Raw genomic sequence first — 24,128 nt, 5'->3', positions numbered from 1 at the left:
ACGTTTGCAAAGATAAAAATTACTTTTGTCTTTGTTTAAATTTTGGGTTTTTTTTGTTGATTACATACAATTTACCCTTACGACGCACGATTTTGCAATCTACGCTTCTTTTTTTGATGGATGCTCTAACTTTCATTTCCTTTATTTTAAATTCTAAATACTAATTTTTAATTGCGCTTTCCTATTTGTATCGGAAAGTTATTCTTGCTTTTGTTAAATCATAAGGACTCATCTCGAGCTTTACTTTATCTCCGGGTAAAATTTTGATGTAGTGCATCCTCATTTTTCCCGAAATATGCGCCGTAACCACGTGTCCATTCTCCAACTCTACTCTGAACATCGCGTTACTAAGTGCTTCAACTATAGTTCCGTCAATTTCAATATTTGATTGTTTCGCCATATATGAAATTAACCTTGTTGAACCATCATAGCGTTAGCGCCTCTACCCTTGATTCTGCCTGATTTCATCAGACCATCATAGTGACGATTCAATAAGTACGTTTCTATTTGTTGTAAAGTATCTAAAACCACGCCTACAAGGATCAATAAAGATGTTCCTCCGTAGAAGTCAGCAAAAGCACTGTTAATTCCCAATTTTTGAGCGAAAGCAGGCATTACAGCCACACCCGCAAGGAAAATAGATCCTGGTAAAGTAATTCGGCTCATTACCTGATCAATAAATTCAGCAGTTTTTTTACCTGGTTTAACACCTGGAATAAATCCACCATTACGCTTCATATCATCAGCCAATTGATTAGGATTAACCATAATAGCTGTGTAGAAGTAAGTAAAGAGGATGATTAAAATAGCGAATACAAAGTTATACCAGAAACCATATCTTTCTTGAAACACACCCCCTGCGTTACCCATAGCATTGTTAATTGCATAAGGAATAAACATGATCGCCTGAGCAAAAATGATAGGCATAACACCCGCAGCATTCACTTTTAAAGGAATATACTGACGCACACCTCCATATTGTTTGTTACCCACTATTTTCTTTGCAAACTGCACCGGTATTCGTCGTGTACCCTGAACTAACAAGATAGAACCAACTATCACAAGCAACAATATTACAATTTCAATCAGGAAGATGATCAACCCGCCGTTGCCAGCTGTTCTTGATTTAATTTCTGATAAGAATGCAAAAGGTAAACGAGAGATAATTCCAATCATAATGATCAAAGAGATACCATTTCCTAATCCTTTATCCGTAATTCTTTCACCTAACCACATTACAAACATAGTTCCGGTTACTAAAATAAAGATTGACTGGATCCACCAGAAAGAAGTCATTTCAGGGAAAGCATTAGGAGCAGACATTCTGATTGAACCAATATAACCTGGTGCTTGAACTGCTGTTACAGCAATAGTTAAGAACCTTGTGTACTGGTTAATCTTTTTACGTCCACTCTCCCCTTCTCTTTGCATTTTTTGGAAATAAGGCACAGCCATTCCCATTAACTGAATAATGATGGATGCAGTAATGTATGGCATAATTCCTAAGCCGAAGATAGAAGCACGTAAAAACGCTCCACCAGCAAACATATTAATTAAACCTACGATCCCGCCGGCTTGGTTGGAATTACTGGCCGCAGCTAAAGCATCAACATTAACACCTGGAAGAACCACATAGGATCCTAGGCGATAAATCAATACTAAGCCAAGGGTAACCAAGATTCTTTGTCTTAGTTCCTCAATGGTCCAGATATTCCGAAGGGTATCAAAAAAACGCTTCATATATTATTTTGTCTCAGTTTTTGCGGTGATTTTAGTACTTGTAACAGTACCGCCTTTTTCTTCAATCGCTTTTTTTGCAGACGCAGTAAACGCATCTACAGTGATATTAACTTTTGCAGTTAATTCGCCACGACCCATGATCTTAACTAAATCATTTTTATGAGCCATACCGTTTTGAACCAATACATCAAGTGTAATGTCAGTTACTTTAGTGTTGTCTACTAACTTCTGGATAGCATCAAGGTTAATACCGTGGTGCTCAATGCGGTTAATATTCTTGAAACCAAATTTAGGTAAACGACGTTGTAAAGGCATTTGACCACCTTCAAAACCACGCTTTTTAGAGTGACCTGAACGTGACTGAGCACCTTTATGTCCACGTGTAGCTGTTCCACCGCCACCTGAACCTTGTCCACGACCACGACGGTAGTTTGATTTTACTGAACCATTTGCTGGTTTTAATTCATTTAATTTCATGTGCAATTTTTATTTTGACCAAGACATTGAAATAACCTTAAGATTACTTCACTGAACTAAGTCTATTAAATATTTTCAACTTTTAATACGTGTTTCACTTTGTTGATCATGCCATCAATAGCAGGATTCGTGTCTTTTTCTACCGAACTGTGTGTTTTGCCTAAACCCAAAGCAACTAAAGTTGCTTTCTGAGCAGGAGAACGCTTAGCGGTACTTTTTACTAATGTTAATTTTACTTTTCCCATTGTATAAATTTTTTAACCGTTAAACACATTCGTTAATTTAATTCCACGTTGTTGAGCAATGGTGATAGGATCACGCATTTTCATTAGCGCATCTAAAGTTGCTTTAACCACATTATGTGGGTTAGAAGATCCTTTAGATTTTGCAAGTACATCGGTAACACCAACACTTTCTAAAACAGCACGCATCGCACCACCGGCAATTACACCAGTACCATGAGCTGCAGGTTTTAAGAAAACACGAGCACCACCAAATTTACCTAATTGTTCGTGAGGAACAGTTCCATTAAGAACAGCCACTTTTACAAGACTTTTCTTAGCATCTTCAATTCCTTTAGTAATAGCATCTGTAACTTCATTTGCTTTTCCTAAACCCTGGCCGATAACACCTTTTTCATTTCCTACTACAACAATAGCAGAAAAACTAAAGTGGCGACCACCCTTGGTAACTTTAGTTACACGTTGAATGGCAACTAATTTATCTTTTAATTCTATATCGCTCGATTTAACGCGCTTTACTACTTCTTTTGACATCTTAATTCGTTTTTTAGAATTTTAAACCTCCTTCGCGGGCACCTTCGGCCAACGATTTAATACGACCATGGTACAAAAATCCGTTACGATCAAAAACCACAGAAGTGATTCCTGTTGCAACAGCTTTTTCAGCGATCAGTTTTCCTACCATCTTCGCTTTTTCGCTTTTGTTAACCTTAGAGCCTGAAATTGACTTATCAACAGATCCAACTGCTAATAAAGTTTTTCCACCTTTATCGTCAACTAGTTGAGCATATATTTCAGCATTACTGCGGTATACACTTAAACGAGGCGCTGTCGTTGTACCTTTTATGGTTTTACGAAGCTTTAATTTAATTTTTGTTCTTCTATCTTGTTTACTTCCTGCCATCTTTGCAATTTTTTAAAGATGATTAATACTTTATTGAATTTTATTACTCTTAGCTTCTAATTATTTTTTAGAAGCTGATTTACCAGCTTTTCTTCTTAATTGTTCACCGGCGAACTTAATACCTTTTCCTTTGTATGGTTCAGGTTTACGTAAGCTGCGTATTTTCGCAGCAACCATTCCGATTAGCTGTTTATCAGCACTTTCAAGAATAACTTTAGGGTTTTGACCCTTTTCAGTAGCTGTAGTAACTTTAATTTCTTTTGGTATTTCGAAGTTAATGTTGTGAGAATATCCTAACGATAACTCTAACATTTGTCCTTTATTCGAAGCACGGTAACCTACACCCACTAATTCTTGTTCTGTTTTATAACCATCACTTACACCTTTAACCATATTAGCGATTAAAGAACGGTATAATCCGTGTAATGCTTTGTGACGTTTTTGATCAGTTGGACGGGTAACAATAATGTTTTCGCCATCTACTGCAACAGTAATATCTGTATCTACTTTTTGAGTTAATTCTCCTTTTGCACCCTTAACGGTTACTAAACCATTGTTTACTTTTACCTCTACTCCTTTAGGTAATGCGATCGGGTTTTTTCCTATACGTGACATGTTAATTTTCCTCCTTTAAATTATGAAATATAACATAAAACTTCTCCACCAACATTCATTTTCTTAGCTTCTTTATCAGTGATAACACCTTTAGAAGTTGAAATGATGGCAATTCCTAAACCGTTTAATACACGCGGCATTTTAGCTGCACCTGAATACTTACGTAAACCTGGTGAAGACACACGGTCTAAAGAGCGGATTGCGGGAAGTTTTGTTACAGGATGGTATTTTAAGGCGATCTTGATTAAGCCTTGTTTGTTTTCGGTGTCTTCGAACTTGTAGTTCAAAATGTAACCTTTTTCGAAAAGAATCTTAGTGATTTCTTTTTTGAGATTTGAGGCCGGAACCTCTACCACGCGGTGGTTTGCTTTAATCGCGTTTCTAACACGAGTTAAGTAATCTGATACTGTATCTGTCATTTTTTTAAGTTTATATGTTATTTCGTACCAAAAGGGACAAAATAATTATATGAAACAATTATTTATTTTTTTTGAGGGGGCAAATATACGAATATTTCCTATACCTCCAAGTTTTATTTTTATCTCTTTAGCAAAAGCTGCACAAGCACTCTCCTGCTAAAGAGTTAAAGGGGTATTACCAGCTTGATTTTGTTAAGCCTGGGATCAATCCGAAAAGAACCATCTCACGGAAAGTTACACGACTAATACCAAAATCACGCATATAACCACGTGGACGGCCGGTCATACTGCAACGATTACGCATACGAACTTTTGAAGAGTTACGTGGTAATTTTTGCAAGCCAACTGAATCACCAGCTTTTTTAAGTTCTTCACGCTTTGCTGCGTATTTTTCAACTAATCTTTTACGTTTGACCTCACGGGCCTTCATTGATTCTTTTGCCATGTGTTATGCTTGTTGTTTCTTTTTGAAAGGAATACCAAATTCAGTTAATAATGCGTGAGCTTCTTTATCTGTAGGAGCTGTAGTTACAAAAGTAATATCCATACCTTGTATTTTAGTCACCTTATCGATATCGATCTCAGGGAAAATGATTTGCTCAGTAACCCCTAATGTGTAGTTACCACGACCATCAAATCCTTTATCGTTAACTCCTTTAAAATCACGGATACGAGGCAATGCAGAAGCGATCAAACGATCTAAAAATTCATACATTTTGTCGCCACGTAGTGTAACACGTACACCGATAGCAACACCTTTACGTAATTTAAAGTTAGAGATATCTTTTGTTGAATAAGTAGGAACAGCTTTTTGACCAGAAATTGTAGTCATTTCTTTTACTGCCGATTCAATCATTTTTTTGTCAGAAACTGCATCACCAATACCCTGGTTGATACAAATTTTCATCAATTTCGGCACCTGCATTGAAGAGGTGTATTGAAATTGTTTTTGAAGTGCAGGAATAACTTCTTCGCTGTACTTACCTTTTAATCGAGGTTGATAGGTTTTCGTTGCCATTATTTAACTGCCTCCTTAGTTTTTGAAGAGATACGCTCTAATTTCTGAGTTTTCTCATTTAATTTACGACCAATGCGAATAGTTTTACCACCTTCTACAAACATTAAGTTTGAGATGTGAATAGACCCTTCTTTTTTAACAATACCTCCGTTGGTGTTTTTAGCATTTGGCTTTTCGCTTTTGCTGATCATATTCACACCTTCAACGGTAGCACGCATTTTTTTTGCGTCTATGGTAACGATCTTACCTTGCTGACCTCTGGCTTCGCCTGAAATCACCTTTACGGTATCGCCTTTTTTTAATTTTATTTTAGACATGTTTTTAAACTCTAAATATTATAGCACTTCTGGTGCTAATGAAATGATTTTCATAAATTGTTTGTCACGTAATTCGCGGGCAACTGGCCCGAAAATACGAGTACCACGAATCTCGTCAGTAGTGTTTAATAACACCGCTGCGTTATCGTCGAAACGAATATATGAACCGTCAGGACGGCTGATTTCTTTTCTTGTTCTAACAATCACAGCTTTATGAACTGTACCTTTTTTTACGTTTCCGCTTGGCATAGCATGTTTTACTGTAACTACAACTTTATCGCCTATTGAAGCGTAACGTTTTTTTGTTCCACCCAATACGCGGATAACCAACACTTCTTTAGCGCCACTGTTATCTGCTACTGTTAATCTTGATTCGTTCTGTATCATCTTAAACTATTCTTATAACGATTAACTAATTATTTAACTTTTTCAATTACTTCTACTAAACGCCAGTTCTTTGTTTTACTCAAAGGACGAGTTTCAGCAATCTTAACGGTATCACCAATACTGCATTCGTTTTTCTCATCGTGAGCTACGAAAGTACTGGTTTTGTTAAGGAATTTACCGTACTTCGGGTGTTTTACTTTACGCATAACAGCAACAACGATAGACTTATCCATCTTGTTGCTTTTTACTACACCTACTTTTTCTTTTCTTAAATTTCTATCTTCCATGATTTAAAGCGATAATTTATTTGGCTGCTTTTTTGCGGTTATTTGCTTCAGTTAACATCACTGCAATATTTCTGCGGGCAATACGTATTTTCGACGGATTTTCTACAGGAGAGATTGCATGATTTAAAGTCATTTTATTCAAATCCGCTTTTTCAGCAGTTATCTTCTCATTTAATTCCTGATCAGATAAACCTTTTATTTCTTTGGTTGCCATTGTTTATTTGTTTTAATTACGGTGCACCTTGCACCTGGTTGACTTCGCTTTAATTAAAGTAACGGTTTAATTAAAATTCGGTTATGTTATTTTATTCTTACTACTTAACTGCAGCTACTTCAGTGTAATCACGACGTACAATAAATTTTGTAACGATCGGTAATTTTTGAGCAGCTAAACGTAACGCCTCTTTTGCAACTGCTAAAGGAACTCCTTCAGCTTCAAAAATGATACGTCCACGTTTTACAGGAGCCATCCAATATTCAGGAGCACCTTTACCTTTACCCATACGAACCTCTGCAGGTTTCGAAGTTACAGGACGATCCGGGAAAACACGGATCCAAACCTGACCTTCACGTTTCATAAAACGGGTAATAGCGATACGGGCGGCTTCTAACTGGCGACCAGTCATACGGCACTCGTCCATAGCTTTAATACCAAATGAACCAAAGGCTAATTCAGAACCACGTTTTGCGTCGCCCTTGATTTTCATTTTATGTGATTTTCTATATTTTGATCTTTTTGGTTGTAACATGACTTAATTTTTTATCTTGTTGTTTAACTTAGTTGAGTGGTATCAAACTACTCAACTACTTGTCTTCTCTCTTTGTTGGTCTTTTTTTACCTGCAAATTTCGGACGGTCATCTCTTCTATCTCCTCTGTCGTTTCCTGCACCAGGACCACCTTTATCGTTTTTCATTAATCCTGCATTAGGAGAAAGATCACGTTTACCGAAAACTTCACCGCGGCAGATCCAAACTTTTACGCCGATACGACCGTAAGAAGTATGAGCTTCTGCGATAGCGTAGTCGATATCAGCACGTAAAGTATGCAAAGGAGTTCTTCCTTCTTTGTAACCTTCAGTACGAGCCATCTCTGCTCCACCTAAACGGCCAGATACTTTAATTTTGATACCTTCAGCACCTAAACGCATGGTTGAAGCCATTGACATTTTAGCAGCGCGACGGAAAGAGATACGACCTTCGATTTGACGAGCAATACTATCCGCTACCAAACGAGCATCAAGTTCAGGACGTTTAATTTCGAAGATATTGATCTGGATTTCTTTTTTTGTTAATTTTTTTAATTCTTCTTTCAGTTTATCTACTTCTTTACCCCCTTTTCCGATAATGATACCCGGACGAGCTGTATTGATAGTAACTGTAACTAACTTAAGAGTTCTTTCAATTACGATTTTAGAAATGCTACCTTTAGGTAAACGAGCTTTTAGGTAGTTTCTGATGGTGTTATCTTCAACTAATTTATCAGCATAGTTATGACCACCGAACCAGTTAGAATCCCATCCTTTGATGACACCTAATCTTATACCAATTGGATTTACTTTTTGTCCCATTTCTTATTAAATATTTTTTGTGTCTAAAATTAAAGTTACATGATTTGTACGTTTGCGGATACGGTATCCACGGCCTTGTGGAGCAGTACGTAAACGTTTTACCATTAAAGCGCTATCCACCATTACCTCTTTTACGAACAATGTTCCTTCTTCAGCACGTTGTTGGCTTTTAGCTTCGTAATTTGCTATTGCAGACTTTAATAATTTTTCTAATCTTCCAGAAGCTTCACGTGTATTGAATTTCAATATATTTAAAGCTAAATAAGCATCTTTACCTCTAACAAGATCCGCTACCTGACGCATTTTGCGTGGAGAAGTCGGACAGTTATTTAATTTAGCGAAGAAAGAAGTTTTGTTTTCTTCTTTACGTTTCTCAGCTACTAGTCTTTTTCTTTTTCCCATGGCTATATCTTATTTCTTGTTATGGCCAGCGTGACCTTTAAATACGCGAGTTGGTGAAAATTCTCCTAATTTATGACCAACCATATTCTCAGTTACATAAACCGGAATGAATTTTGCACCGTTGTGTACAGCAAATGTATGCCCTACAAACTCTGGTGGAATTGTTGAACGACGGGCCCAAGTCTTAATTGCAGACTTCTTTCCGCTTGCGTTCATCTTTTCAACCTTGCCTTCAAGGTTGTAATCGATAAAGGGACCTTTTTTTAATGATCTTGCCATTTTTTTGTTTTTAGTTTTGAAACCCCTGCCCCTTCTCGACTAAGCTCGAAGTAACAGAGACCATTAAACGTTTATATTAAATTATTTTTTTCTTCTTTCGATGATGTGTTTGTTAGAAGCTTTCGCTTTGTAACGTGTTTTGTAACCTTTAGCAGGAATACCTTTACGGGAGCGTGGGTGTCCACCTGAAGCACGACCTTCACCTCCACCCATAGGGTGATCTACCGGGTTCATCACAACTGGTCTTGTACGCGGACGTACACCTAACCAACGATTTTTACCAGCTTTACCAGCAACTTCCTGATTGTGATCAGGATTTGATACAGCACCAACAGTAGCTTTACAAGTAATCAGGATCATACGAACCTCACTTGAAGGCATACGAAGAATTGCGTATTTACCATCACGAGCAGATAACTGAGCGTAAGAACCTGCGCTACGTGCTAAAACAGCACCTTGACCAGGACGTAATTCAATGTTGTGAATAATTGTTCCTAAAGGAATTTCAGATAATAAAAGTGTGTTTCCGATTTCGGGAGCAGCACCAGCACCTGACATTACTTTTTGATCAACTTTTAAACCTTGTGGAGCAATGATGTAACGTTTTTCACCGTCTTTGTAAAAAATAAGAGCGATACGAGCCGAACGATTTGGATCGTATTCGATAGATTTTACAGTTCCTTCAATACCGTCTTTATCACGTTTGAAATCAATTGCACGAATAACTTTTTTGTGACCACCACCAATGTAGCGCATAGTCATTTTACCTGAATTATTACGACCTCCGGAAGAATAATTAGTTTTAACGATTAAGCTCTTTTCAGGTTTGTCCGTTGTTATCTCATCGAACCCCGAAGAAAGTTTGTATCTTAATGTTGGTGTAAGTGGTCTATATTTTTTTAATGCCATTTTTTTAATTTTTTGATTTGTTGAGTTGAAGAGTTGTTGATTAAATTCAACAACTCTTTAAATCTCCAATTTATATACTTGCGTAAAAATCAATTGTTTCGCCTTGTTTCAAAGTTACGATAGCCTTTTTGTTACGGTTAACACGCCCAACAGCTACACCACGTGTAGTGTTACGAGTTTTAACTTTACCAACGTATTGTTGAGTATTTACAGAGTCAACTTTAACACTGTACATTTTTTCAACAGCAGCTTTAATCTCTAACTTGTTAGCCTCTTTTGCCACCACGAAGCCATAGCGATTTAATTTTTCGGCTTGTGCGGTCATCTTTTCAGTGATGATTGGCTTTATTAAAATTTCCATCTTACTTGTTTAAAATTGTTTCAATTACTTTAACTGAACTTTCTGCTAAAATTAAGTTCTCTGCATTTAAAATATCATAAGTATTTAAATCAGAAGCTTTTACAACTTTAGCACCCTGTATATTACGGGACGACAAATATACGTTTTTATTCGTATCGCCCAACACTAAAAGAGTCTTCTTGTCGCTTAAGTTCAAATTCTTCATCAGATCAACGAAGTTCTTAGTTTTAGGAGCTTCGAAATTGAAGTCTTCTAACACTGTAATTGCGTTATCTTTTGCTTTATAAGTTAAAGCTGAAACACGGGCTAAAGCTTTTACTTTCTTATTTAATTTGAATCCGTATTCGTGTGGTCTAGGACCGAAAGCACGACCACCACCAACAAATAATGGTGATTTCATTGAACCTGCACGAGCTCCGCCTGTTCCTTTTTGACGTTTTAATTTCTTTGTGGTACGTGAGATTTCTGCACGTTCTTTTGATTTATGTGTTCCCTGACGTTGGTTAGCTAAAAATTGCTTAACGTCAAGATATATACAATGATCATTTGGCTCTGCTGCAAAAATTGAATCAACAAGATCAACTTTTTTAGCTGTTTTTTTACCACTTATATTTACTATTTCTACTTGCATGATTATTTCTCAATTAAAACGTAAGACCCCTTTGCACCTGGAACCGATCCTTTAACAAGAATCAAATTCTTTTCAGCCATAACCTTAAGTACGATCATGTTCTGAACTTTTTTACGGTTACCACCCATTCTACCTGCCATGCGCATACCTGGCATAACACGTGAAGGATCGGATGATGCACCTAATGAACCAGGAGCTCTTTCACGATCATGTTGTCCGTGAGATTTGTTAGCGTGACCTACTCCGGAGAATCCGTGACGTTTTACAACACCCTGAAAACCTTTACCTTTGCTGGTTCCGATAACATCCACGAAATCACCCTCTGCAAATAAATCTGCAGTAAGGATATCGCCTAAATTTTTTTCTTCCTCGAAATGACGAAATTCAACAACTTTACGTTTTGGAGTCGTTTTTGCTAATTCAAAATGACCTTTCATTGCACTTGATGTGTTTTTTTCTTTCTTCTCATCAAATGACAATTGTACTGCTGTGTAACCGTCTTTTTCATTGGTTTTTACTTGCGTAACAACGCAAGGACCTACTTCAATAACTGTGCATGGTAAATATTTACCATTGGCATCGAAGAAGCTAGTCATTCCTACTTTTTTACCAATTAATCCTGACATTTTTGTTTTTTATTAATTATTACTAGTTTTATTTTTATCTAATATGAATAGGGTTATCCCCTGCTCCACTTTTTCTTCATTGATTTAAAGTGCAATGAACACAGAAGGCTAAACTTTAATTTCTACTTCAACACCGCTAGGTAATTCTAACTTCATTAAAGCATCCACAGTTTTAGAAGATGAGCTGTAAATGTCTAAAAGACGTTTGTAAGCACATAATTGAAACTGATCACGCGCTTTTTTGTTAACGTGTGGGGATTTTAATACTGTAAAAATACGCTTGTTTGTAGGAAGTGGAATTGGTCCGTTAACTACTGCTCCTGTAGCTTTTACAGTTTTTACGATCTTTTCTGCTGATTTGTCAACTAGATTAAAGTCGTACGATTTTAGTTTTATTCTGATTCTTTGGCTCATATTAAAAGAACGTATTTATTTATCGTTAGTTACTAATTAAACTTTTTCTGCTCTGCCTTTTGCTTTTGAAATTACATCTGCTGCAACGTTAGCCGGAGCTTCGTTATAGTGACTGAATTCCATTGTGGAAGTTGCACGACCTGAAGTTAAAGTACGTAACTGAGTTACATAACCAAACATTTCAGAAAGTGGCACTTTAGCTTTGATAACTTGTGCGTTCCCTTTAGAATCCATTCCTTCAATTTGACCACGACGACGGTTTAAGTCACCTACTACGTCACCCATGTTTTGTTCTGGAGTTAAAACCTCCACCTTCATGATTGGCTCAAGTAATACTGGTTTACATTTAGGTAATGCTTCACGGTAAGCCGTTTTCGCTGCAATTTCAAATGATAATGCATCCGAGTCAACCGCGTGGTAAGATCCGTCAGTTAAAACAACTTTCATACCTACTAATGGGTAACCAGCTAATACACCTGTGTTTAAAGAAGCTTTAAATCCTTTTTCAACAGCAGGAATAAATTCACGTGGAATATTACCACCAGTAATTTCATTAATGAACTGAAGATTGGTTTTTGTTGTATCAAAATCAGCGTCCATTGGACCAACTGTAAATTTAATATCGGCAAATTTACCACGACCACCGGATTGTTTTTTATAAACTTCACGATGTTCAACAGTTCCATTGATTGACTCTTTGTAAGCAACCTGAGGTGCACCCTGGTTAACTTCCACTTTAAACTCACGTTTTAAACGGTCAACGATAATTTCTAAGTGAAGCTCACCCATACCTGAGATAATGGTTTGACCAGAATCTTCATCCGTTTTAACACGGAAAGTAGGATCTTCTTCAGCTAATTTATTTAAGCCCACACCTAAACGATCTAAGTCACCTTGAGTTTTAGGCTCAATAGCGATACCGATCACCGGCTCAGGGAAATTCATTGCTTCTAATACGATTGGATTTTTTTCATCACATAAAGTATCTCCTGTACGGATATCTTTAAATCCAACTACAGCTCCAATATCACCAGCTTCTAAAAACTCAACCGGATTTTGTTTGTTTGCATGCATTTGGAAGATACGTGAAATACGTTCTTTGTTTCCTGAACGGGTGTTAAGTACATAAGAACCAGCATCTAAACGTCCGGCATAAGCACGGATAAAACACAAACGGCCTACAAACGGATCAGTAGCAATTTTAAATGCTAATGCGGTAAACGGTTCTTTAACGTCTGGTTTACGTGTAACTTCTTTTTCTGTATCAGGATTAGTTCCTTTAGTCTCTGGTTTATCCAAAGGTGAAGGCATTAATTCCATTACTAAATCCAACATTGTTTGAACACCTTTGTTTTTGAAAGATGAACCACAAACCATTGGAACAATTTTATTTGCAACACAAGCTTTACGCAATGCATCTAATACTTCTCTTTCTGTTATAGTTTCAGGAGCATCAAAAAATTTCTGCATGATGTTATCATCAAATTCTGAAACTGCTTCTAACATTTTCTCTCTCCACTCTGCAACTTCTTCCAACATGTCTTCTGGAATCGGAACGATTTTGTAAGTCATCCCTTTATCTTCTTCATTCCAAACCATTCCACGGTTGTTGATTAAATCAACCACACCAATAAAAGTTTCTTCAGCACCAATTGGTAATTGAAGAGGAACAGCATTACCACCTAAAATTTCACGTGTTTGCTTAACTACATTTAAGAAGTCAGCTCCCTGGCGATCCATTTTATTAACGAAGCCTAAACGGGTAACATTGTAGTTATCCGCTAAACGCCAGTTGGTTTCAGATTGAGGCTCAACACCGTCAACTGCTGAAAATAAAAACACTAAACCATCAAGAACACGTAATGAACGATTTACCTCTACGGTAAAGTCAACGTGACCCGGTGTGTCAATAATATTAATTTTGTATTGGTTGTCTCTGTACTTCCAAAAACAAGTAGTTGCAGCAGAGGTAATAGTAATACCACGCTCTTGTTCCTGAGCCATCCAGTCCATTGTTGCAGCACCATCATGTACTTCACCAATTTTGTGGTTAACTCCTGTATAATAAAGAATACGCTCTGTTGTTGTGGTTTTACCAGCATCAATGTGAGCAGCGATTCCAATATTTCTTGTATAACGTAAGTCCATTTGTTTAATTAGAATCTAAAGTGTGAAAATGCTTTGTTAGCTTCTGCCATTTTGTGGATATCTTCTTTCTTTTTGAATGAAGCACCTTCCTCTTTTGACGCAGCAACGATTTCACCAGCTAATTTCTGAGCCATAGATTTTTCGTTACGTTTACGTGAATAAGAAATTAACCATTTCATCGCCATAGAGATCTTACGATCAGGACGAATTTCAGAAGGGATTTGGAAGGTTGAACCACCAACACGACGTGAACGTACCTCTACCTGAGGGGTTACGTTTGCAAGGGCTTTTTTGAATACTTCCAATCCATCTTCATTGGTACGTTTTGCAACGATACCGATGGCATCATGGAATATAGTTGAAGCGGTATTTTTTTTACCGTCGTACATTAAATTATTTAAAAAACGGGTTACCAATGTATCATTATAAATTGGATCAGGTAACAACACGCGCTTTTTTGCTCTGGCTTTTCTCATTGTTTCAGACTATTAAAATTATTTTTTCTTAGCTGGAGCTGCAGCAGCACCCGCTTTTGGACGTTTAGTACCGTATTTAGAACGTTGTTGTTTACGACCTTCAACACCTGCGGTATCTAGGCTTCCACGAACAATATGGTAACGCACACCTGGAAGATCTTTTACACGACCACCACGTACCAATACGATACTGTGCTCTTGCAAATTGTGACCTTCACCTGGAATATAGGCAATTACCTCTTGCTTGTTCGTTAAACGAACTTTAGCCACTTTGCGCATTGCAGAGTTTGGCTTCTTAGGGGTTGTTGTGTACACTTTGGTACAAACACCACGGCGTTGTGGACATGAGTCCAAAGCGGCCGATTTACTTTTGTTGGTCGGTTTAGTGCGACCTTTTCTTACTAATTGCGATATTGTAGGCATTTTAAATCCTTTGAATTACTTGATTTTATTGGTATTTCAGCTATATTTCCTTTTACGGGACGGCAAAGATAGGAAAATAATTTTATCCACCAATCATTTTCGCTAATTATTTTTGATTTTGTGAGTATTTTTTTTCACAAAGGCCTTATTTCTGCTCAAAAAGCAGACTGGTCGAGATTCCCGATAAATTAAAAATTAAACTTTTTGGGGAAATCGGCCCTAAAATTGTGGGGGTAAAATTAGAAAATTTTTGTCGATTTTTTAACTGAAAATTTCGATCTTTTTCAAAAAAAAACGAGTTATTAAAAATCAATTAACAGGAAATAAACAAAAAAGCAAAGAAGTTGTCTTCTTTGCTTTTAAATTTTCTGAAGAAAAGTCTTAACTTTTTAACAATTCGATTGTATGGATCAACTTCGATGGTTTTACTTCTAAGTTTCTACTGAAGTTAAGAATGTTTTGAAGAGTACGTTCTGATGGTTCTGCATGGTCTAAAAAGGTATTTTGTTGTTCTTTTTTGTTAACGGTTGCAGTAAAATCAAGGTCCAGAGTAAATGTTCTTGTCATAGGCTTAAATCAATTTATTTTAGTTTTCTTAAATAACGGGTTACCTGGTTGAATATTGTGCTGTGTACGTAAAATTGTTTACGTAGGTTGGCATAATTTCGAAAAAAACGGAAAAAACTACTCGCATCACACTTAACATGCTGAAAATTAAATCGTTAAAATAACATTCTGGATCTTTAAAATTTCGCTCTCATTTTTACACGTTTTTTCTCTATTTCTATACTTCTGTTCTTTGGATACCGGATAGAGTATGTGTAGATGATCTTTTGCGATTCCCCAGGACCAATTGAAAACTTCCAACTTACCTTTCCATCATCTTTATTCACCAGGCCTTTTGAGAGTTCAATGGACTCTACTGAGATCTCACTATTCTGAGAAATAGGTAATTGGTCTTCCAGATCGATGTTTATGGCACTTTTTCTGTTATTTTTAATAATCATTTGATAAGAATACTCCAATTTCCGGTTATTTCCTACCGTATATTCTTTATTAAAATCTTTAATTTTTGTGCGGGTTACAATAACCTTACTGTCGCGGCCAAATGAGAGATCTAAAGTGTCGTTTACACTTCTGGGGTTAATGTATGACTGACCTACAAAAGTGCCGGCAAAATAAACGTTTGCGGGTCCTTCAATAAGATCAAGATCTTCCCATCCAGTGATCCTGGCCAATAAAAAAGCATCTTTCTCGACTTTTGGTACAGAATAGTGTTTAAAAGAAGCATTCAGTGTATAGCTTGTTACTTCTACAATATAGGGTTTAGCATCGCAAGGAACAGAATACAGTTTTTTGATATCGAACTCTGCACTCAATTCTGAAATTTGTACCTGTTCATAAATTACCTTATTTTTTTCTTTCTGTTTATCAGATGAAAAATAAGCTTTCATTGATTTTATATCACCTTCATTTAGAGTCTGCTGTTTATCCAGATTTTGATTCTCAAGATTCTGATTCATTATTTCAGAGTTTTGATATTGCGCGGGCGCCGCATCATTTAGTGTTCGATCGTTTCTATAGTTTGTTCCTGCGGGAGTGTAAGAATTAAAATTTAAAAACCATGGGCTGATGGAGGGTTGTGTTGCGTTTCTGGTGGGATCGGAAGTAGACAGTTTTAATTTTACATTTTCCCAGCTAATTCCTGTGTTATTAAAAGCCCTGGCCCTATAAACAAGTGTAATCGGTTTACCGATATCTTCTGCTTTTAACTCATAGAAAGGCGCCCATCCTGCATCAGAGACAACATACTTCAAATCGATGTTGACTGCTGCTTTATTTTCGGTTTGCAATAAAATAATAATTTCTCCTGTAGGTTTATTATCATTTATATTAAACTCGTACAACTCGCGCTGTAAGCGGTTTGCAATTAGTTGTGATTCTGCTATCCGGGTATCCAGCCTTAATAATTCGCCATTAATCTCTTTCATGCGTGAGCGATAAAAGTCTGCCGCAAGTTTAAGTTCTGCTATAGAAACGCCTTTATCGGCACCGCCGATGCTATTATTTTTTAAAAGCAAATCTTTCTCTTTATCATAAGCATCTCTGTCGGAAACCAGCTGCGATGTTCTGTATTGGTGATTTTTGAGAGAATCTTTTAATTGTTTGGTTTTGGCTGACTCATTAGAACTGCTGAGAAAATTAAGTTTCTCAGATACGCTCAGTACACTAATTCCCTCGCCAACATTAACCTGAATACTTTTAGGAATTAATTTAGACGATAAATTCGTAAACACAATGGAGGTGATGCCAGCATTTACATTAACACTTTTTTGTTGGTTGATTTCTGCGCCATCCAGATAAAGAGTTACTGCTTTAACTGGACTTTCCACCCTCTGTTCGGGATTTTGTGCTTGCGAAAATGTTAAAACCGGGACCATTAAAAGCATTATAATTCTTTTCATGCGGGAATGATTTTTTTTTAAAAGTAATATAAAAAAACTAGAGTGCGATAACACTCAATCGCAAATACAGCACATCACCAAAGTTATAAAACCAAAAACCCGCTCCTTGTAGGAAGCGGGTTCTGGCTCTCAAAAACTAAAAACCCGGCAAGGTTTTTAGTTGCCCTGCTAAACGACACGTCGTTACAGGGAGTTCTTCTCGACTACGCTCGAAGTGACATCGAACGGAGTGGAGTAAACGGATTATTTTTTACCGTCTAATTTATCTTTAAGATCAGATAAGGCAGAGATATCACCTAAAGTAGTTTTCTCTTGATTATCTTTCACTTTTTTCACAGCTTTTTTACTGTCTTCAAAATCTGCTTTTTTAGAAGCTTTATCCGTTTTGCGAGCTTCTTCTTTCACTTCTTCATGAAGACGTGCGTGAGAAACAACAATACGTTTAGCGTCTTTGCTGAATTCAATTACTTTGAAGTCTGCAGTTTCTTCAGCTTTTAATGAAGTACCATCCACTTTATTTAAGTGACGAGCAGGACAGAATCCTTCAACACCATAAGTTAAGCCAATTAAAGCACCTTTATCGTTTACTGAAGTAACAGTTCCTTTGTGGATAGAATCTACTGTAAATACAGTTTCAAACACATCCCATGGATTTTCTTCAAGTTGTTTGTGACCTAAGCTTAAACGACGATTTTCACCATCGATTTCTAATACCACAACATCCATTTTCTCACCTACTTTACAGAACTCACTTGGATGTTTGATTTTTTTACTCCATGAAAGATCAGAGATGTGAACTAAACCGTCAACACCTTCTTCTAATTCAACAAATACACCGAAGTTAGTGAAGTTACGCACTGTACCTGTGTGTTTAGAGCCTTTAGAGTATTTCTCCATGATCATATTCCAAGGATCAGGAGTTAATTGTTTCATACCTAAACTCATTTTACGCTCTTCACGATCTAATGTTAAGATAACAGCTTCGATTTCGTCGCCGATCTTTACAAATTCCTGTGCGCTGCGTAAGTGTTGTGACCAGCTCATTTCACTTACGTGAACTAAACCTTCAACACCTGGAGCTATCTCGATAAATGCGCCGTAATCGTTGATCACAACCACTTTACCTTTAATTTTATCTCCCACTTTAACTTCAGAGCTAAGAGCTTCCCAAGGATGAGGAGTTAATTGTTTTAGACCTAAAGCGATACGTTTTTTATCGTCGTCAAATTCAAGAATTACAACTTGAATTTTCTCGTCTAATTTCACGATTTCTTCTGGGTGGTTAATACGACCCCATGATAAATCTGTAATGTGAATTAAACCATCAACACCACCTAAATCGATAAACACACCGTATGAAGTAATGTTTTTCACAGTACCTTCCAATACTTGTCCTTTTTCTAATTTAGAGATGATATCACGTTTCTGGCTTTCTAATTCAGCTTCAATCAGAGCTTTGTGAGAAACCACTACGTTTTTAAATTCATTGTTGATTTTCACAACTTTAAATTCCATTGTTTTACCAACGTAAACATCATAATCACGGATAGGTTTAACATCGATTTGAGAACCTGGTAAGAATGCTTCGATACCAAATACATCAACGATTAAACCACCTTTAGTACGGCATTTAACGAATCCTTTAATGATCTCATCATTGTTAAGAGCTTCGTTAACACGATCCCAGCTTTTGCCAGCACGTGCTTTTTTATGAGATAAAACTAACTGGCCTTGTAAATCTTCAGCCTGGTCAATAAATACTTCAATTTTGTCACCAACTTTTAAATCCGGATTGTAACGAAACTCTGAAAGAGCTACTACACCATCTGATTTATAGCCAATGTTTACAACTACTTCACGGTTGTTTTTAGCAACTACAACACCTTCGATGATTTGAAGATCTGCAATAGTGCTTAATTTTTGTGAGTACAACTCATCCAACTTCTCTTTTTCTTCTGCTGAATAATTGTCTTGTTTTTTTCCGATTGAATTCCAATCGAAATCTGCATTTCCAGTAACCTGGTTTTTTTCTGCCATTCTTTTTTTAAATTGTATCAAACCTCTAAGGCTGGTTTGAGAGATTAAACATTAATGATTTTTCGTCTTAAGCCTCAGTTAAAACGGGGTACAAATATAGTCAGAATAAGGGAATTGTCAGGGGAAATTTGATATTTTAAAGACTTGATAAATAAGATGTTGAGATTTTTAACAGTCCTGAAGCGGTTTTGCGTTTTGGACCAAATCATCCAGATAAAATTGGGATTTTTCGATAACTTCAACTCTATCAGGAATTTATCGATAAGATGTTAAAAAAATTTGACTTTCTTAAAAAGAGAAAGGTCATTTTCAAAATGAAAACGACCTTTTAGACATGTTGGGTAAAATTATTTTAATTCACAATAGCTTTCTGACCAGGGAATAGAATTTTCTTCATCATTGTGTTTATCGCAAATAGATTTCGCTTTTGTTTTGGTTTCTGTGAACTTATAGGTTGCGGTAATCCCGCCAGGATTTCTGCATTGGCAGGTGTAATCTTTTTTACAGTTGCTCAGAGCAATTATTAAAAATAGTAATGTAGTTGTTTTATAAATTTTCATTGTAAAAATTTTAAGTTTCTTTTAAAAGATTTCAATACCCATTCTAACGAGAATACAGTTTTTTCGAATATCGTATTTGTCTGTCTGCTCTCTCGCTGGAATATAAGTTTTGTAACTGTAGTCATAACGCGATTGTTTCATGCAGTAACTGACATCGAATGAATAAAATAGTTCTTTTCCGATCCTGGCTTTGAATCCCAGTCCAATACTGCCATAGTAGCCAACCTGCTTTTTATATTTTCCGGATTCTCCGAACGAAAGCCTTTCTGTTATGAAATTTGCACCAAGGTCTGTGAGAACGAAAAAATTTTTCTTTTTATTTATGTAGTATCTAACATCAGCGTATACCGCGGAAGTATTGAATGAACCGGGCATGTAGTAATAATAATAGTATTGCCTCCTTGCGAATTCAGCATCCACTCCTACTCCTGTAAAAAATCTTTTGAAACGAATACCGTTAATCATGTGAAAGCCAAGGTTGCTTCTACTCTCGCTAAAAACAAGGGCGCATTGCTGAATGCCACCATACTGTATTTGACTTTGCAGGCGGTGGGTGGAAAAGAATAAGACTAAAATAAAAAGATGGTTTATTTTTATCATAAGAAATTAGTTTTTGTTAAGTGTTCCTAATAATGTTAAAGCAAACTGTTGGTCATACGAATAGATCTTAATAGCGTCTTCAAGCATTACGAAGGCTTTGCTGTTGTAGGCTACAACGTCGATTGCCTTGCCAGTGGCAAGGGTTTGTTTCACCTGCAGGTTGCTAACATTACTGGCATCGATCATTTTTAAACCAGCGGTTCCATCGCAAACAAACATTACATTTTTGTCCTTGCTTAAACCATGCGGATTTGTGAATGGAAATGATTTCAGCAGAACAGGTGAAGTAATTGTACTAATATTTACAACATCCAATTGGTTAACTGTGCCGCCACAAGTAGTGCCGTTTCTAAGGGTTACAAAAGCGAAATTATCATCTGCAATAACCGGGTCGCACACGCGCATGTGATTGAATTGTGAGATATAATTTGGCTTTTGAGGATTGGTGAGGCCGTAAATAAACATGCCAGACATAGAACCGATAAAAAGTTTGTCTTTAAATGGAAAAATGGTTTCCACATTCCATCCAATCTGTTGAACCGATAGTTTGGCCGGATGAAGCGCATCGCTCAGAGAAAATGAATTTAATTTTGAATCGTCAACCGTGTACAAATAATCATTTACTATTGTAAAAATAGCCATACTGCTTCCCACGGAGGTAGAACCAGAAGGGTTATTGTTACCTGGCTGAGCCATTGAACTGAACAAATGCATGTCGCAGTTAGGGCACTCATATTGCTGATTTTTATAATCGCTTTGAGAAACCGTTGTATCTTTTTTAATCCATGTGAAAGCTACATAATTACTGTCGTCATTTGCGTAATTTATAGTATAAGGAAAAACCTTGGTGAGCGTGTTCTCAAGTGTGATATTTTGATCAGATTGAATTTTAAAAACGAAAAGGTCGCAATAACAATCTGCATATAAAACATTGTTTTTAATGGATAAACCTTTGTTGCCGGGAATTGGTATAAAGCCCTTGTTTATCGGATTTGCCGGATTAGTGTAATCTACAACGTGAATACCTTTATTCTTCTCGTTTATGTACATTGCATTATTGTACAAAACGAAACTACCAAGATCTTTCAAACTTCGTGGACTTTGCAGTTTTGCATTTTCCATTACTTCCGGTTTGATGGAATATTCTGAACGGTAAATGGAGTAGGTTTTCATCCTTTTATCTTTAAGACAAGAGCTTAAAATAAAGGCAACAAGCATTAAGGTTGTGAGGGTTTTTATTTTCATATCGATTGGATTTATACCAAGAAGACTTTGAAAATTTGAAAACGCTGCAAGAAATAAACTAATTATTTGGCAAGTACTGAAAAACTGCAACTCACACTTTCTCCAAGATCATCTGTAATTTCACAAAAATGCGGACCACTTTTTGGAATAACTGACACCTGATGAAATTTCCGGGTTTCTCCAATGTATTGGCCATCTAAATGCCAGAACAGCGTAGCGTTGGGATTTTTATGAGTTGCTTTAAAAATACAACGGCTTTGCTCACCTGATTGATCTACAGGCACGTAAATTTGAAACCCTTCTTTAGGATAAATAATATCAAGTTCTTTATGAGTCGTTTCATTTTCGCAGCCTGACAGGTAAGGAGGTAAAGATTTGTATTGCATATTGTGTTGCTTATAAAAATATTCTTCTGCGGGGGAAGCAATAAACCAAGCCTGGTGTAACATCTTTGAAACAGGGTAACAGGAACTGCTCACTCTATACATGCCAGTCTCATCTAAATGTATGAGTTTGTGGAAAGGGCAGGGCCTGGTTTTTTGCGCACCTTTTGGATAGTCACGAACTTCAGTCTGGTCACAAATTTGCGAAGCTTTGTATCCACTTTGTTTGCAAATTTTTATTTTCTCCAGATCAGATGTAGGTTTTTGAAACCATTTCTGATTCTCCAACACGTTAAAGATGGAAAACATGAGGGGCGCTGCAGCTGAAGTTCCGGTTAATTCTGGTCTTCCTTCACCGTCTGCGTTTCCAACCCATATAGCCACAGTGTATTTTGGGTTGACACCAACAGCCCATGCATCTCTGAAACCAAAGCTGGTTCCGGTTTTCCAGGCGATTTTACTTTTTGACAAAAACTGTGCCCAACCAGTATAATCCTGAGGACGCAATAATTCCGTCATTGCTAAAAAAGTATAGTAGATGGCAGATGCATTCAGTATGTCCGATTTCAATTTTACGGAAACTTTTTCGCGCTGCTGATTTCGGAGGTAGTTCAGTGCGTGATAACTTTTATCAGCATAAAGATTCCTTTTATTCGAGTAATGCAGGAGAGCTCTTGCCATAGAGCAATAAGCAGCAGTTATTTCAAAGAGCTTCGCCTCTCCCCCACCTAAAATTAAAGATAGCCCGTAACGGTCGGTGGATCTTTTAAAAGTTGTAAACCCTAATTGTTTTAAGCGTTGATGAAATTTTTGCGCCCCATAATCCTGCAGCATTTTCACGGCGGGTATATTTAGAGATCTCGCTATAGCTTGATTTGCCGGAACTAATCCATCATATGAAAGGCTGAAATTTTTTGGGCCATAAGACCCTATGCGTGTTGGTATATCTTCAAGTAAACTTGCCGGAAGCAGTTTATTTTCATTCAACATAAAAGCGTACAGAAAAGGCTTAAGAATACTTCCAGTGCTTCTGGGCGCCTGAATTACATCTACATAATTTTGATGTTCGTTTGTTGAAGAAAAGCTATTGCCCACGTAAGCCAAAACTTTTCCGCTTTCTGTTTCTACAACCAGAGCACAGGCATTATGAATCTGGTTAGCTGAAAGATTTTGACTGTGACGATTCAATAATTCTGTAACGTGCAGTTGAAGATCCTTAAGGAGTGTGGAGTGATAAATTTTTGAAGAACCATTTTTTGCCGCACAGGTAGCTAACAAATGAGGAGCTAACTGAGGGATTGGAAAAGGTTTGTGAGGAAGTGGCTCGAGAATGGCTAATTGATAGGTTGCAGAATCAATCGTATTTTTCTTGAATAACTTTTCCAGTAAGCGATTTCTTTTTTTCAATAAGCGCTTCTGATTTTTGCCGGGATAGATTAATGAGGGAGCGTTAGGGAGTACCGCTAGCACGGCTGACTCAGCCCAGGATAATTTTTCGGGACTTCTGCCAAAATAACGCCAGGAAGCCGCGGCAAGGCCAACCACGTTACTACCAAAAGGAGCGTTGCTGCAATACAAATTAAGGATAGAAGTTTTTTTATAAGATGCCTCGATTCTAACAGCAAGTAATATTTCTACAATTTTCTGATAATAATTTCTGTTTTGATTATTACGCATCATGCGCGCCACCTGCATGGTAATAGTGCTTCCTCCGCTTTTAATTTTAGAGGAGTGTAGATTTCGTTTTAATGAATTATAGATAGACACCGGATTAAAACCAGGATGGTAACTGAAATATTCATCTTCAAAAGTGACGATACAAGTTTTAAATTTATAAGGGATTGAATCACTTTGCGGAAAACGCCATTGACCATCTGAAGCAATTTGTGCAGCAAGAAGCTCGTCATTCTTGTCTAATAGCACCGAACTGCAGGGCTTATCGAAAAGTTTCGACGGAAGCCATAGCCAAAAAAGTAAAACACCTAAAAATAAAACACTTAGTTTTATTTTATGTCTACCCAGAAAGGATATTATTTTTTGTTTTAGAGCCATGGATCTTTCGCACTAATTTAATTTTTTATTCAGAGTGTTTGGAAAAGTGTTATCAACGAAAGAAAGAAAGAAAGAAAGAAAGAAAATATAGAAATTTTATAATATGATAAAACGGACTATTATTACCCAGGTAGAAAAACAT

Annotated in this window: 34 protein-coding genes; all 34 read right to left on the bottom strand. The window is 36.8% G+C overall.

From position 1 onward, the window contains the following. Positions 1–19: 19 nt before the first annotated feature. Positions 20–136 (bottom strand): 50S ribosomal protein L36, encoded by a 117-nt coding sequence (locus CNR22_21670; protein ID PBQ34270.1) that lies wholly within the window; start codon positions 134–136, stop codon positions 20–22. A gap of 45 nt (positions 137–181) precedes the next feature. Beyond that, the gene (locus tag CNR22_21665; GenBank protein PBQ34269.1) at positions 182–400 is read right to left on the bottom strand and encodes a translation initiation factor IF-1; all 219 of its coding nucleotides are present in this window, start codon (positions 398–400) and stop codon (positions 182–184) included. 8 nt (positions 401–408) lie between these two features. Next, positions 409–1,740 carry a preprotein translocase subunit SecY gene (locus CNR22_21660; GenBank protein ID PBQ34268.1) on the bottom strand — a complete coding sequence of 444 codons (1,332 nt, stop codon included), beginning with the start codon at positions 1,738–1,740 and terminating at the stop codon, positions 409–411. Positions 1,741–1,743: 3 nt separating this feature from the next. Further along, entirely contained in the window at positions 1,744–2,217 is a 474-nt protein-coding gene (locus CNR22_21655; GenBank protein ID PBQ34267.1) for a 50S ribosomal protein L15, read from the bottom strand. A 65-nt stretch (positions 2,218–2,282) separates the two neighbouring features. After that, positions 2,283–2,462 (bottom strand): 50S ribosomal protein L30, encoded by a 180-nt coding sequence (locus tag CNR22_21650; GenBank protein PBQ34266.1) that lies wholly within the window; start codon positions 2,460–2,462, stop codon positions 2,283–2,285. A 12-nt stretch (positions 2,463–2,474) separates the two neighbouring features. Continuing rightward, positions 2,475–2,993, bottom strand: coding sequence for a 30S ribosomal protein S5 (locus CNR22_21645; GenBank protein ID PBQ34265.1), 519 nt, complete (start codon positions 2,991–2,993; stop codon positions 2,475–2,477). Between the two features lie 13 nt (positions 2,994–3,006). Then, positions 3,007–3,363 (bottom strand): 50S ribosomal protein L18, encoded by a 357-nt coding sequence (locus CNR22_21640; GenBank protein PBQ34264.1) that lies wholly within the window; start codon positions 3,361–3,363, stop codon positions 3,007–3,009. Positions 3,364–3,423: 60 nt separating this feature from the next. Then, positions 3,424–3,978 carry a 50S ribosomal protein L6 gene (locus CNR22_21635; protein PBQ34263.1) on the bottom strand — a complete coding sequence of 185 codons (555 nt, stop codon included), beginning with the start codon at positions 3,976–3,978 and terminating at the stop codon, positions 3,424–3,426. Positions 3,979–3,998: 20 nt separating this feature from the next. Then, on the bottom strand, positions 3,999–4,397 hold the full coding sequence (locus CNR22_21630; protein ID PBQ34262.1) for a 30S ribosomal protein S8: 399 nt from the start codon (positions 4,395–4,397) through the stop codon (positions 3,999–4,001). 175 nt (positions 4,398–4,572) lie between these two features. Next, a complete protein-coding gene (locus CNR22_21625; GenBank protein ID PBQ34261.1) occupies positions 4,573–4,842 on the bottom strand; it encodes a 30S ribosomal protein S14 in 270 nt (89 codons plus the stop codon). 3 nt (positions 4,843–4,845) lie between these two features. Continuing rightward, positions 4,846–5,415, bottom strand: coding sequence for a 50S ribosomal protein L5 (locus CNR22_21620; GenBank protein PBQ34260.1), 570 nt, complete (start codon positions 5,413–5,415; stop codon positions 4,846–4,848). After that, the gene (locus CNR22_21615; protein PBQ34259.1) at positions 5,415–5,732 is read right to left on the bottom strand and encodes a 50S ribosomal protein L24; all 318 of its coding nucleotides are present in this window, start codon (positions 5,730–5,732) and stop codon (positions 5,415–5,417) included. Before CNR22_21615 ends, CNR22_21620 begins: the two co-directional genes overlap by 1 nt. Before the next feature lie 18 nt (positions 5,733–5,750). Then, entirely contained in the window at positions 5,751–6,119 is a 369-nt protein-coding gene (locus tag CNR22_21610) for a 50S ribosomal protein L14 (GenBank protein PBQ34258.1), read from the bottom strand. A 29-nt stretch (positions 6,120–6,148) separates the two neighbouring features. Then, positions 6,149–6,406, bottom strand: a complete 258-nt coding sequence (rpsQ, locus tag CNR22_21605) for a 30S ribosomal protein S17 (GenBank protein PBQ34257.1) — start codon at positions 6,404–6,406, stop codon at positions 6,149–6,151. Between the two features lie 16 nt (positions 6,407–6,422). Beyond that, the gene (locus CNR22_21600; GenBank protein ID PBQ34256.1) at positions 6,423–6,620 is read right to left on the bottom strand and encodes a 50S ribosomal protein L29; all 198 of its coding nucleotides are present in this window, start codon (positions 6,618–6,620) and stop codon (positions 6,423–6,425) included. 100 nt (positions 6,621–6,720) lie between these two features. Beyond that, the gene (locus tag CNR22_21595) at positions 6,721–7,155 is read right to left on the bottom strand and encodes a 50S ribosomal protein L16 (GenBank protein ID PBQ34255.1); all 435 of its coding nucleotides are present in this window, start codon (positions 7,153–7,155) and stop codon (positions 6,721–6,723) included. Between the two features lie 55 nt (positions 7,156–7,210). Next, the gene (locus CNR22_21590) at positions 7,211–7,975 is read right to left on the bottom strand and encodes a 30S ribosomal protein S3 (protein ID PBQ34254.1); all 765 of its coding nucleotides are present in this window, start codon (positions 7,973–7,975) and stop codon (positions 7,211–7,213) included. Positions 7,976–7,981: 6 nt separating this feature from the next. Then, the gene (locus CNR22_21585; protein ID PBQ34253.1) at positions 7,982–8,377 is read right to left on the bottom strand and encodes a 50S ribosomal protein L22; all 396 of its coding nucleotides are present in this window, start codon (positions 8,375–8,377) and stop codon (positions 7,982–7,984) included. Between the two features lie 9 nt (positions 8,378–8,386). Then, a complete protein-coding gene (locus CNR22_21580; GenBank protein ID PBQ34252.1) occupies positions 8,387–8,656 on the bottom strand; it encodes a 30S ribosomal protein S19 in 270 nt (89 codons plus the stop codon). Between the two features lie 81 nt (positions 8,657–8,737). After that, a complete protein-coding gene (locus tag CNR22_21575; GenBank protein PBQ34251.1) occupies positions 8,738–9,565 on the bottom strand; it encodes a 50S ribosomal protein L2 in 828 nt (275 codons plus the stop codon). A gap of 70 nt (positions 9,566–9,635) precedes the next feature. Continuing rightward, the gene (locus CNR22_21570; GenBank protein PBQ34250.1) at positions 9,636–9,926 is read right to left on the bottom strand and encodes a 50S ribosomal protein L23; all 291 of its coding nucleotides are present in this window, start codon (positions 9,924–9,926) and stop codon (positions 9,636–9,638) included. 1 nt (position 9,927) lies between these two features. After that, positions 9,928–10,557, bottom strand: a complete 630-nt coding sequence (locus tag CNR22_21565) for a 50S ribosomal protein L4 (protein ID PBQ34249.1) — start codon at positions 10,555–10,557, stop codon at positions 9,928–9,930. Positions 10,558–10,559: 2 nt separating this feature from the next. Then, positions 10,560–11,183, bottom strand: coding sequence for a 50S ribosomal protein L3 (locus CNR22_21560; GenBank protein ID PBQ34248.1), 624 nt, complete (start codon positions 11,181–11,183; stop codon positions 10,560–10,562). A gap of 108 nt (positions 11,184–11,291) precedes the next feature. After that, on the bottom strand, positions 11,292–11,597 hold the full coding sequence (locus CNR22_21555; protein PBQ34247.1) for a 30S ribosomal protein S10: 306 nt from the start codon (positions 11,595–11,597) through the stop codon (positions 11,292–11,294). Between the two features lie 36 nt (positions 11,598–11,633). Continuing rightward, complete coding sequence (gene fusA / locus CNR22_21550) at positions 11,634–13,745, bottom strand: elongation factor G (protein PBQ34246.1); 2,112 nt, start codon at positions 13,743–13,745, stop codon at positions 11,634–11,636. An 8-nt stretch (positions 13,746–13,753) separates the two neighbouring features. Next, a complete protein-coding gene (locus tag CNR22_21545) occupies positions 13,754–14,221 on the bottom strand; it encodes a 30S ribosomal protein S7 (protein ID PBQ34245.1) in 468 nt (155 codons plus the stop codon). An 18-nt stretch (positions 14,222–14,239) separates the two neighbouring features. Next, the gene (locus CNR22_21540) at positions 14,240–14,644 is read right to left on the bottom strand and encodes a 30S ribosomal protein S12 (GenBank protein ID PBQ34244.1); all 405 of its coding nucleotides are present in this window, start codon (positions 14,642–14,644) and stop codon (positions 14,240–14,242) included. 381 nt (positions 14,645–15,025) lie between these two features. Next, complete coding sequence (locus CNR22_21535; protein PBQ34243.1) at positions 15,026–15,211, bottom strand: hypothetical protein; 186 nt, start codon at positions 15,209–15,211, stop codon at positions 15,026–15,028. Positions 15,212–15,387: 176 nt separating this feature from the next. Beyond that, a complete protein-coding gene (locus CNR22_21530) occupies positions 15,388–17,109 on the bottom strand; it encodes a hypothetical protein (GenBank protein PBQ34242.1) in 1,722 nt (573 codons plus the stop codon). Between the two features lie 243 nt (positions 17,110–17,352). Beyond that, entirely contained in the window at positions 17,353–19,146 is a 1,794-nt protein-coding gene (locus CNR22_21525) for a 30S ribosomal protein S1 (protein PBQ34241.1), read from the bottom strand. A gap of 347 nt (positions 19,147–19,493) precedes the next feature. Then, entirely contained in the window at positions 19,494–19,706 is a 213-nt protein-coding gene (locus CNR22_21520) for a hypothetical protein (GenBank protein ID PBQ34240.1), read from the bottom strand. A 21-nt stretch (positions 19,707–19,727) separates the two neighbouring features. Next, the gene (locus CNR22_21515; protein ID PBQ34239.1) at positions 19,728–20,171 is read right to left on the bottom strand and encodes a hypothetical protein; all 444 of its coding nucleotides are present in this window, start codon (positions 20,169–20,171) and stop codon (positions 19,728–19,730) included. Positions 20,172–20,312: 141 nt separating this feature from the next. Further along, positions 20,313–21,641, bottom strand: coding sequence for a hypothetical protein (locus CNR22_21510; GenBank protein ID PBQ34238.1), 1,329 nt, complete (start codon positions 21,639–21,641; stop codon positions 20,313–20,315). Then, positions 21,614–23,986 (bottom strand): penicillin-binding protein 1C, encoded by a 2,373-nt coding sequence (gene pbpC / locus CNR22_21505; GenBank protein PBQ34237.1) that lies wholly within the window; start codon positions 23,984–23,986, stop codon positions 21,614–21,616. The genes CNR22_21510 and pbpC overlap by 28 nt, the downstream gene beginning before the upstream one ends. Between the last annotated feature and the right edge of the window lie 142 nt (positions 23,987–24,128).

This window comes from Sphingobacteriaceae bacterium (assembly GCA_002319075.1).
Classification (GTDB): domain Bacteria; phylum Bacteroidota; class Bacteroidia; order B-17B0; family Aurantibacillaceae; genus Aurantibacillus.
This window is presented reverse-complemented; position numbering and strand designations above follow the sequence as displayed.

Coding starts and splice junctions, on each gene's coding strand:
- CNR22_21670 (PBQ34270.1), bottom strand. CDS start 136: ATGAAAGTTAGAGCATCCATCAAAAAAAGAAGCGTAGATTGCAAAATC.
- CNR22_21665 (PBQ34269.1), bottom strand. CDS start 400: ATGGCGAAACAATCAAATATTGAAATTGACGGAACTATAGTTGAAGCA.
- CNR22_21660 (PBQ34268.1), bottom strand. CDS start 1,740: ATGAAGCGTTTTTTTGATACCCTTCGGAATATCTGGACCATTGAGGAA.
- CNR22_21655 (PBQ34267.1), bottom strand. CDS start 2,217: ATGAAATTAAATGAATTAAAACCAGCAAATGGTTCAGTAAAATCAAAC.
- CNR22_21650 (PBQ34266.1), bottom strand. CDS start 2,462: ATGGGAAAAGTAAAATTAACATTAGTAAAAAGTACCGCTAAGCGTTCT.
- CNR22_21645 (PBQ34265.1), bottom strand. CDS start 2,993: ATGTCAAAAGAAGTAGTAAAGCGCGTTAAATCGAGCGATATAGAATTA.
- CNR22_21640 (PBQ34264.1), bottom strand. CDS start 3,363: ATGGCAGGAAGTAAACAAGATAGAAGAACAAAAATTAAATTAAAGCTT.
- CNR22_21635 (PBQ34263.1), bottom strand. CDS start 3,978: ATGTCACGTATAGGAAAAAACCCGATCGCATTACCTAAAGGAGTAGAG.
- CNR22_21630 (PBQ34262.1), bottom strand. CDS start 4,397: ATGACAGATACAGTATCAGATTACTTAACTCGTGTTAGAAACGCGATT.
- CNR22_21625 (PBQ34261.1), bottom strand. CDS start 4,842: ATGGCAAAAGAATCAATGAAGGCCCGTGAGGTCAAACGTAAAAGATTA.
- CNR22_21620 (PBQ34260.1), bottom strand. CDS start 5,415: ATGGCAACGAAAACCTATCAACCTCGATTAAAAGGTAAGTACAGCGAA.
- CNR22_21615 (PBQ34259.1), bottom strand. CDS start 5,732: ATGTCTAAAATAAAATTAAAAAAAGGCGATACCGTAAAGGTGATTTCA.
- CNR22_21610 (PBQ34258.1), bottom strand. CDS start 6,119: ATGATACAGAACGAATCAAGATTAACAGTAGCAGATAACAGTGGCGCT.
- rpsQ (PBQ34257.1), bottom strand. CDS start 6,406: ATGGAAGATAGAAATTTAAGAAAAGAAAAAGTAGGTGTAGTAAAAAGC.
- CNR22_21600 (PBQ34256.1), bottom strand. CDS start 6,620: ATGGCAACCAAAGAAATAAAAGGTTTATCTGATCAGGAATTAAATGAG.
- CNR22_21595 (PBQ34255.1), bottom strand. CDS start 7,155: ATGTTACAACCAAAAAGATCAAAATATAGAAAATCACATAAAATGAAA.
- CNR22_21590 (PBQ34254.1), bottom strand. CDS start 7,975: ATGGGACAAAAAGTAAATCCAATTGGTATAAGATTAGGTGTCATCAAA.
- CNR22_21585 (PBQ34253.1), bottom strand. CDS start 8,377: ATGGGAAAAAGAAAAAGACTAGTAGCTGAGAAACGTAAAGAAGAAAAC.
- CNR22_21580 (PBQ34252.1), bottom strand. CDS start 8,656: ATGGCAAGATCATTAAAAAAAGGTCCCTTTATCGATTACAACCTTGAA.
- CNR22_21575 (PBQ34251.1), bottom strand. CDS start 9,565: ATGGCATTAAAAAAATATAGACCACTTACACCAACATTAAGATACAAA.
- CNR22_21570 (PBQ34250.1), bottom strand. CDS start 9,926: ATGGAAATTTTAATAAAGCCAATCATCACTGAAAAGATGACCGCACAA.
- CNR22_21565 (PBQ34249.1), bottom strand. CDS start 10,557: ATGCAAGTAGAAATAGTAAATATAAGTGGTAAAAAAACAGCTAAAAAA.
- CNR22_21560 (PBQ34248.1), bottom strand. CDS start 11,183: ATGTCAGGATTAATTGGTAAAAAAGTAGGAATGACTAGCTTCTTCGAT.
- CNR22_21555 (PBQ34247.1), bottom strand. CDS start 11,597: ATGAGCCAAAGAATCAGAATAAAACTAAAATCGTACGACTTTAATCTA.
- fusA (PBQ34246.1), bottom strand. CDS start 13,745: ATGGACTTACGTTATACAAGAAATATTGGAATCGCTGCTCACATTGAT.
- CNR22_21545 (PBQ34245.1), bottom strand. CDS start 14,221: ATGAGAAAAGCCAGAGCAAAAAAGCGCGTGTTGTTACCTGATCCAATT.
- CNR22_21540 (PBQ34244.1), bottom strand. CDS start 14,644: ATGCCTACAATATCGCAATTAGTAAGAAAAGGTCGCACTAAACCGACC.
- CNR22_21535 (PBQ34243.1), bottom strand. CDS start 15,211: ATGACAAGAACATTTACTCTGGACCTTGATTTTACTGCAACCGTTAAC.
- CNR22_21530 (PBQ34242.1), bottom strand. CDS start 17,109: ATGAAAAGAATTATAATGCTTTTAATGGTCCCGGTTTTAACATTTTCG.
- CNR22_21525 (PBQ34241.1), bottom strand. CDS start 19,146: ATGGCAGAAAAAAACCAGGTTACTGGAAATGCAGATTTCGATTGGAAT.
- CNR22_21520 (PBQ34240.1), bottom strand. CDS start 19,706: ATGAAAATTTATAAAACAACTACATTACTATTTTTAATAATTGCTCTG.
- CNR22_21515 (PBQ34239.1), bottom strand. CDS start 20,171: ATGATTAACGGTATTCGTTTCAAAAGATTTTTTACAGGAGTAGGAGTG.
- pbpC (PBQ34237.1), bottom strand. CDS start 23,986: ATGGCTCTAAAACAAAAAATAATATCCTTTCTGGGTAGACATAAAATA.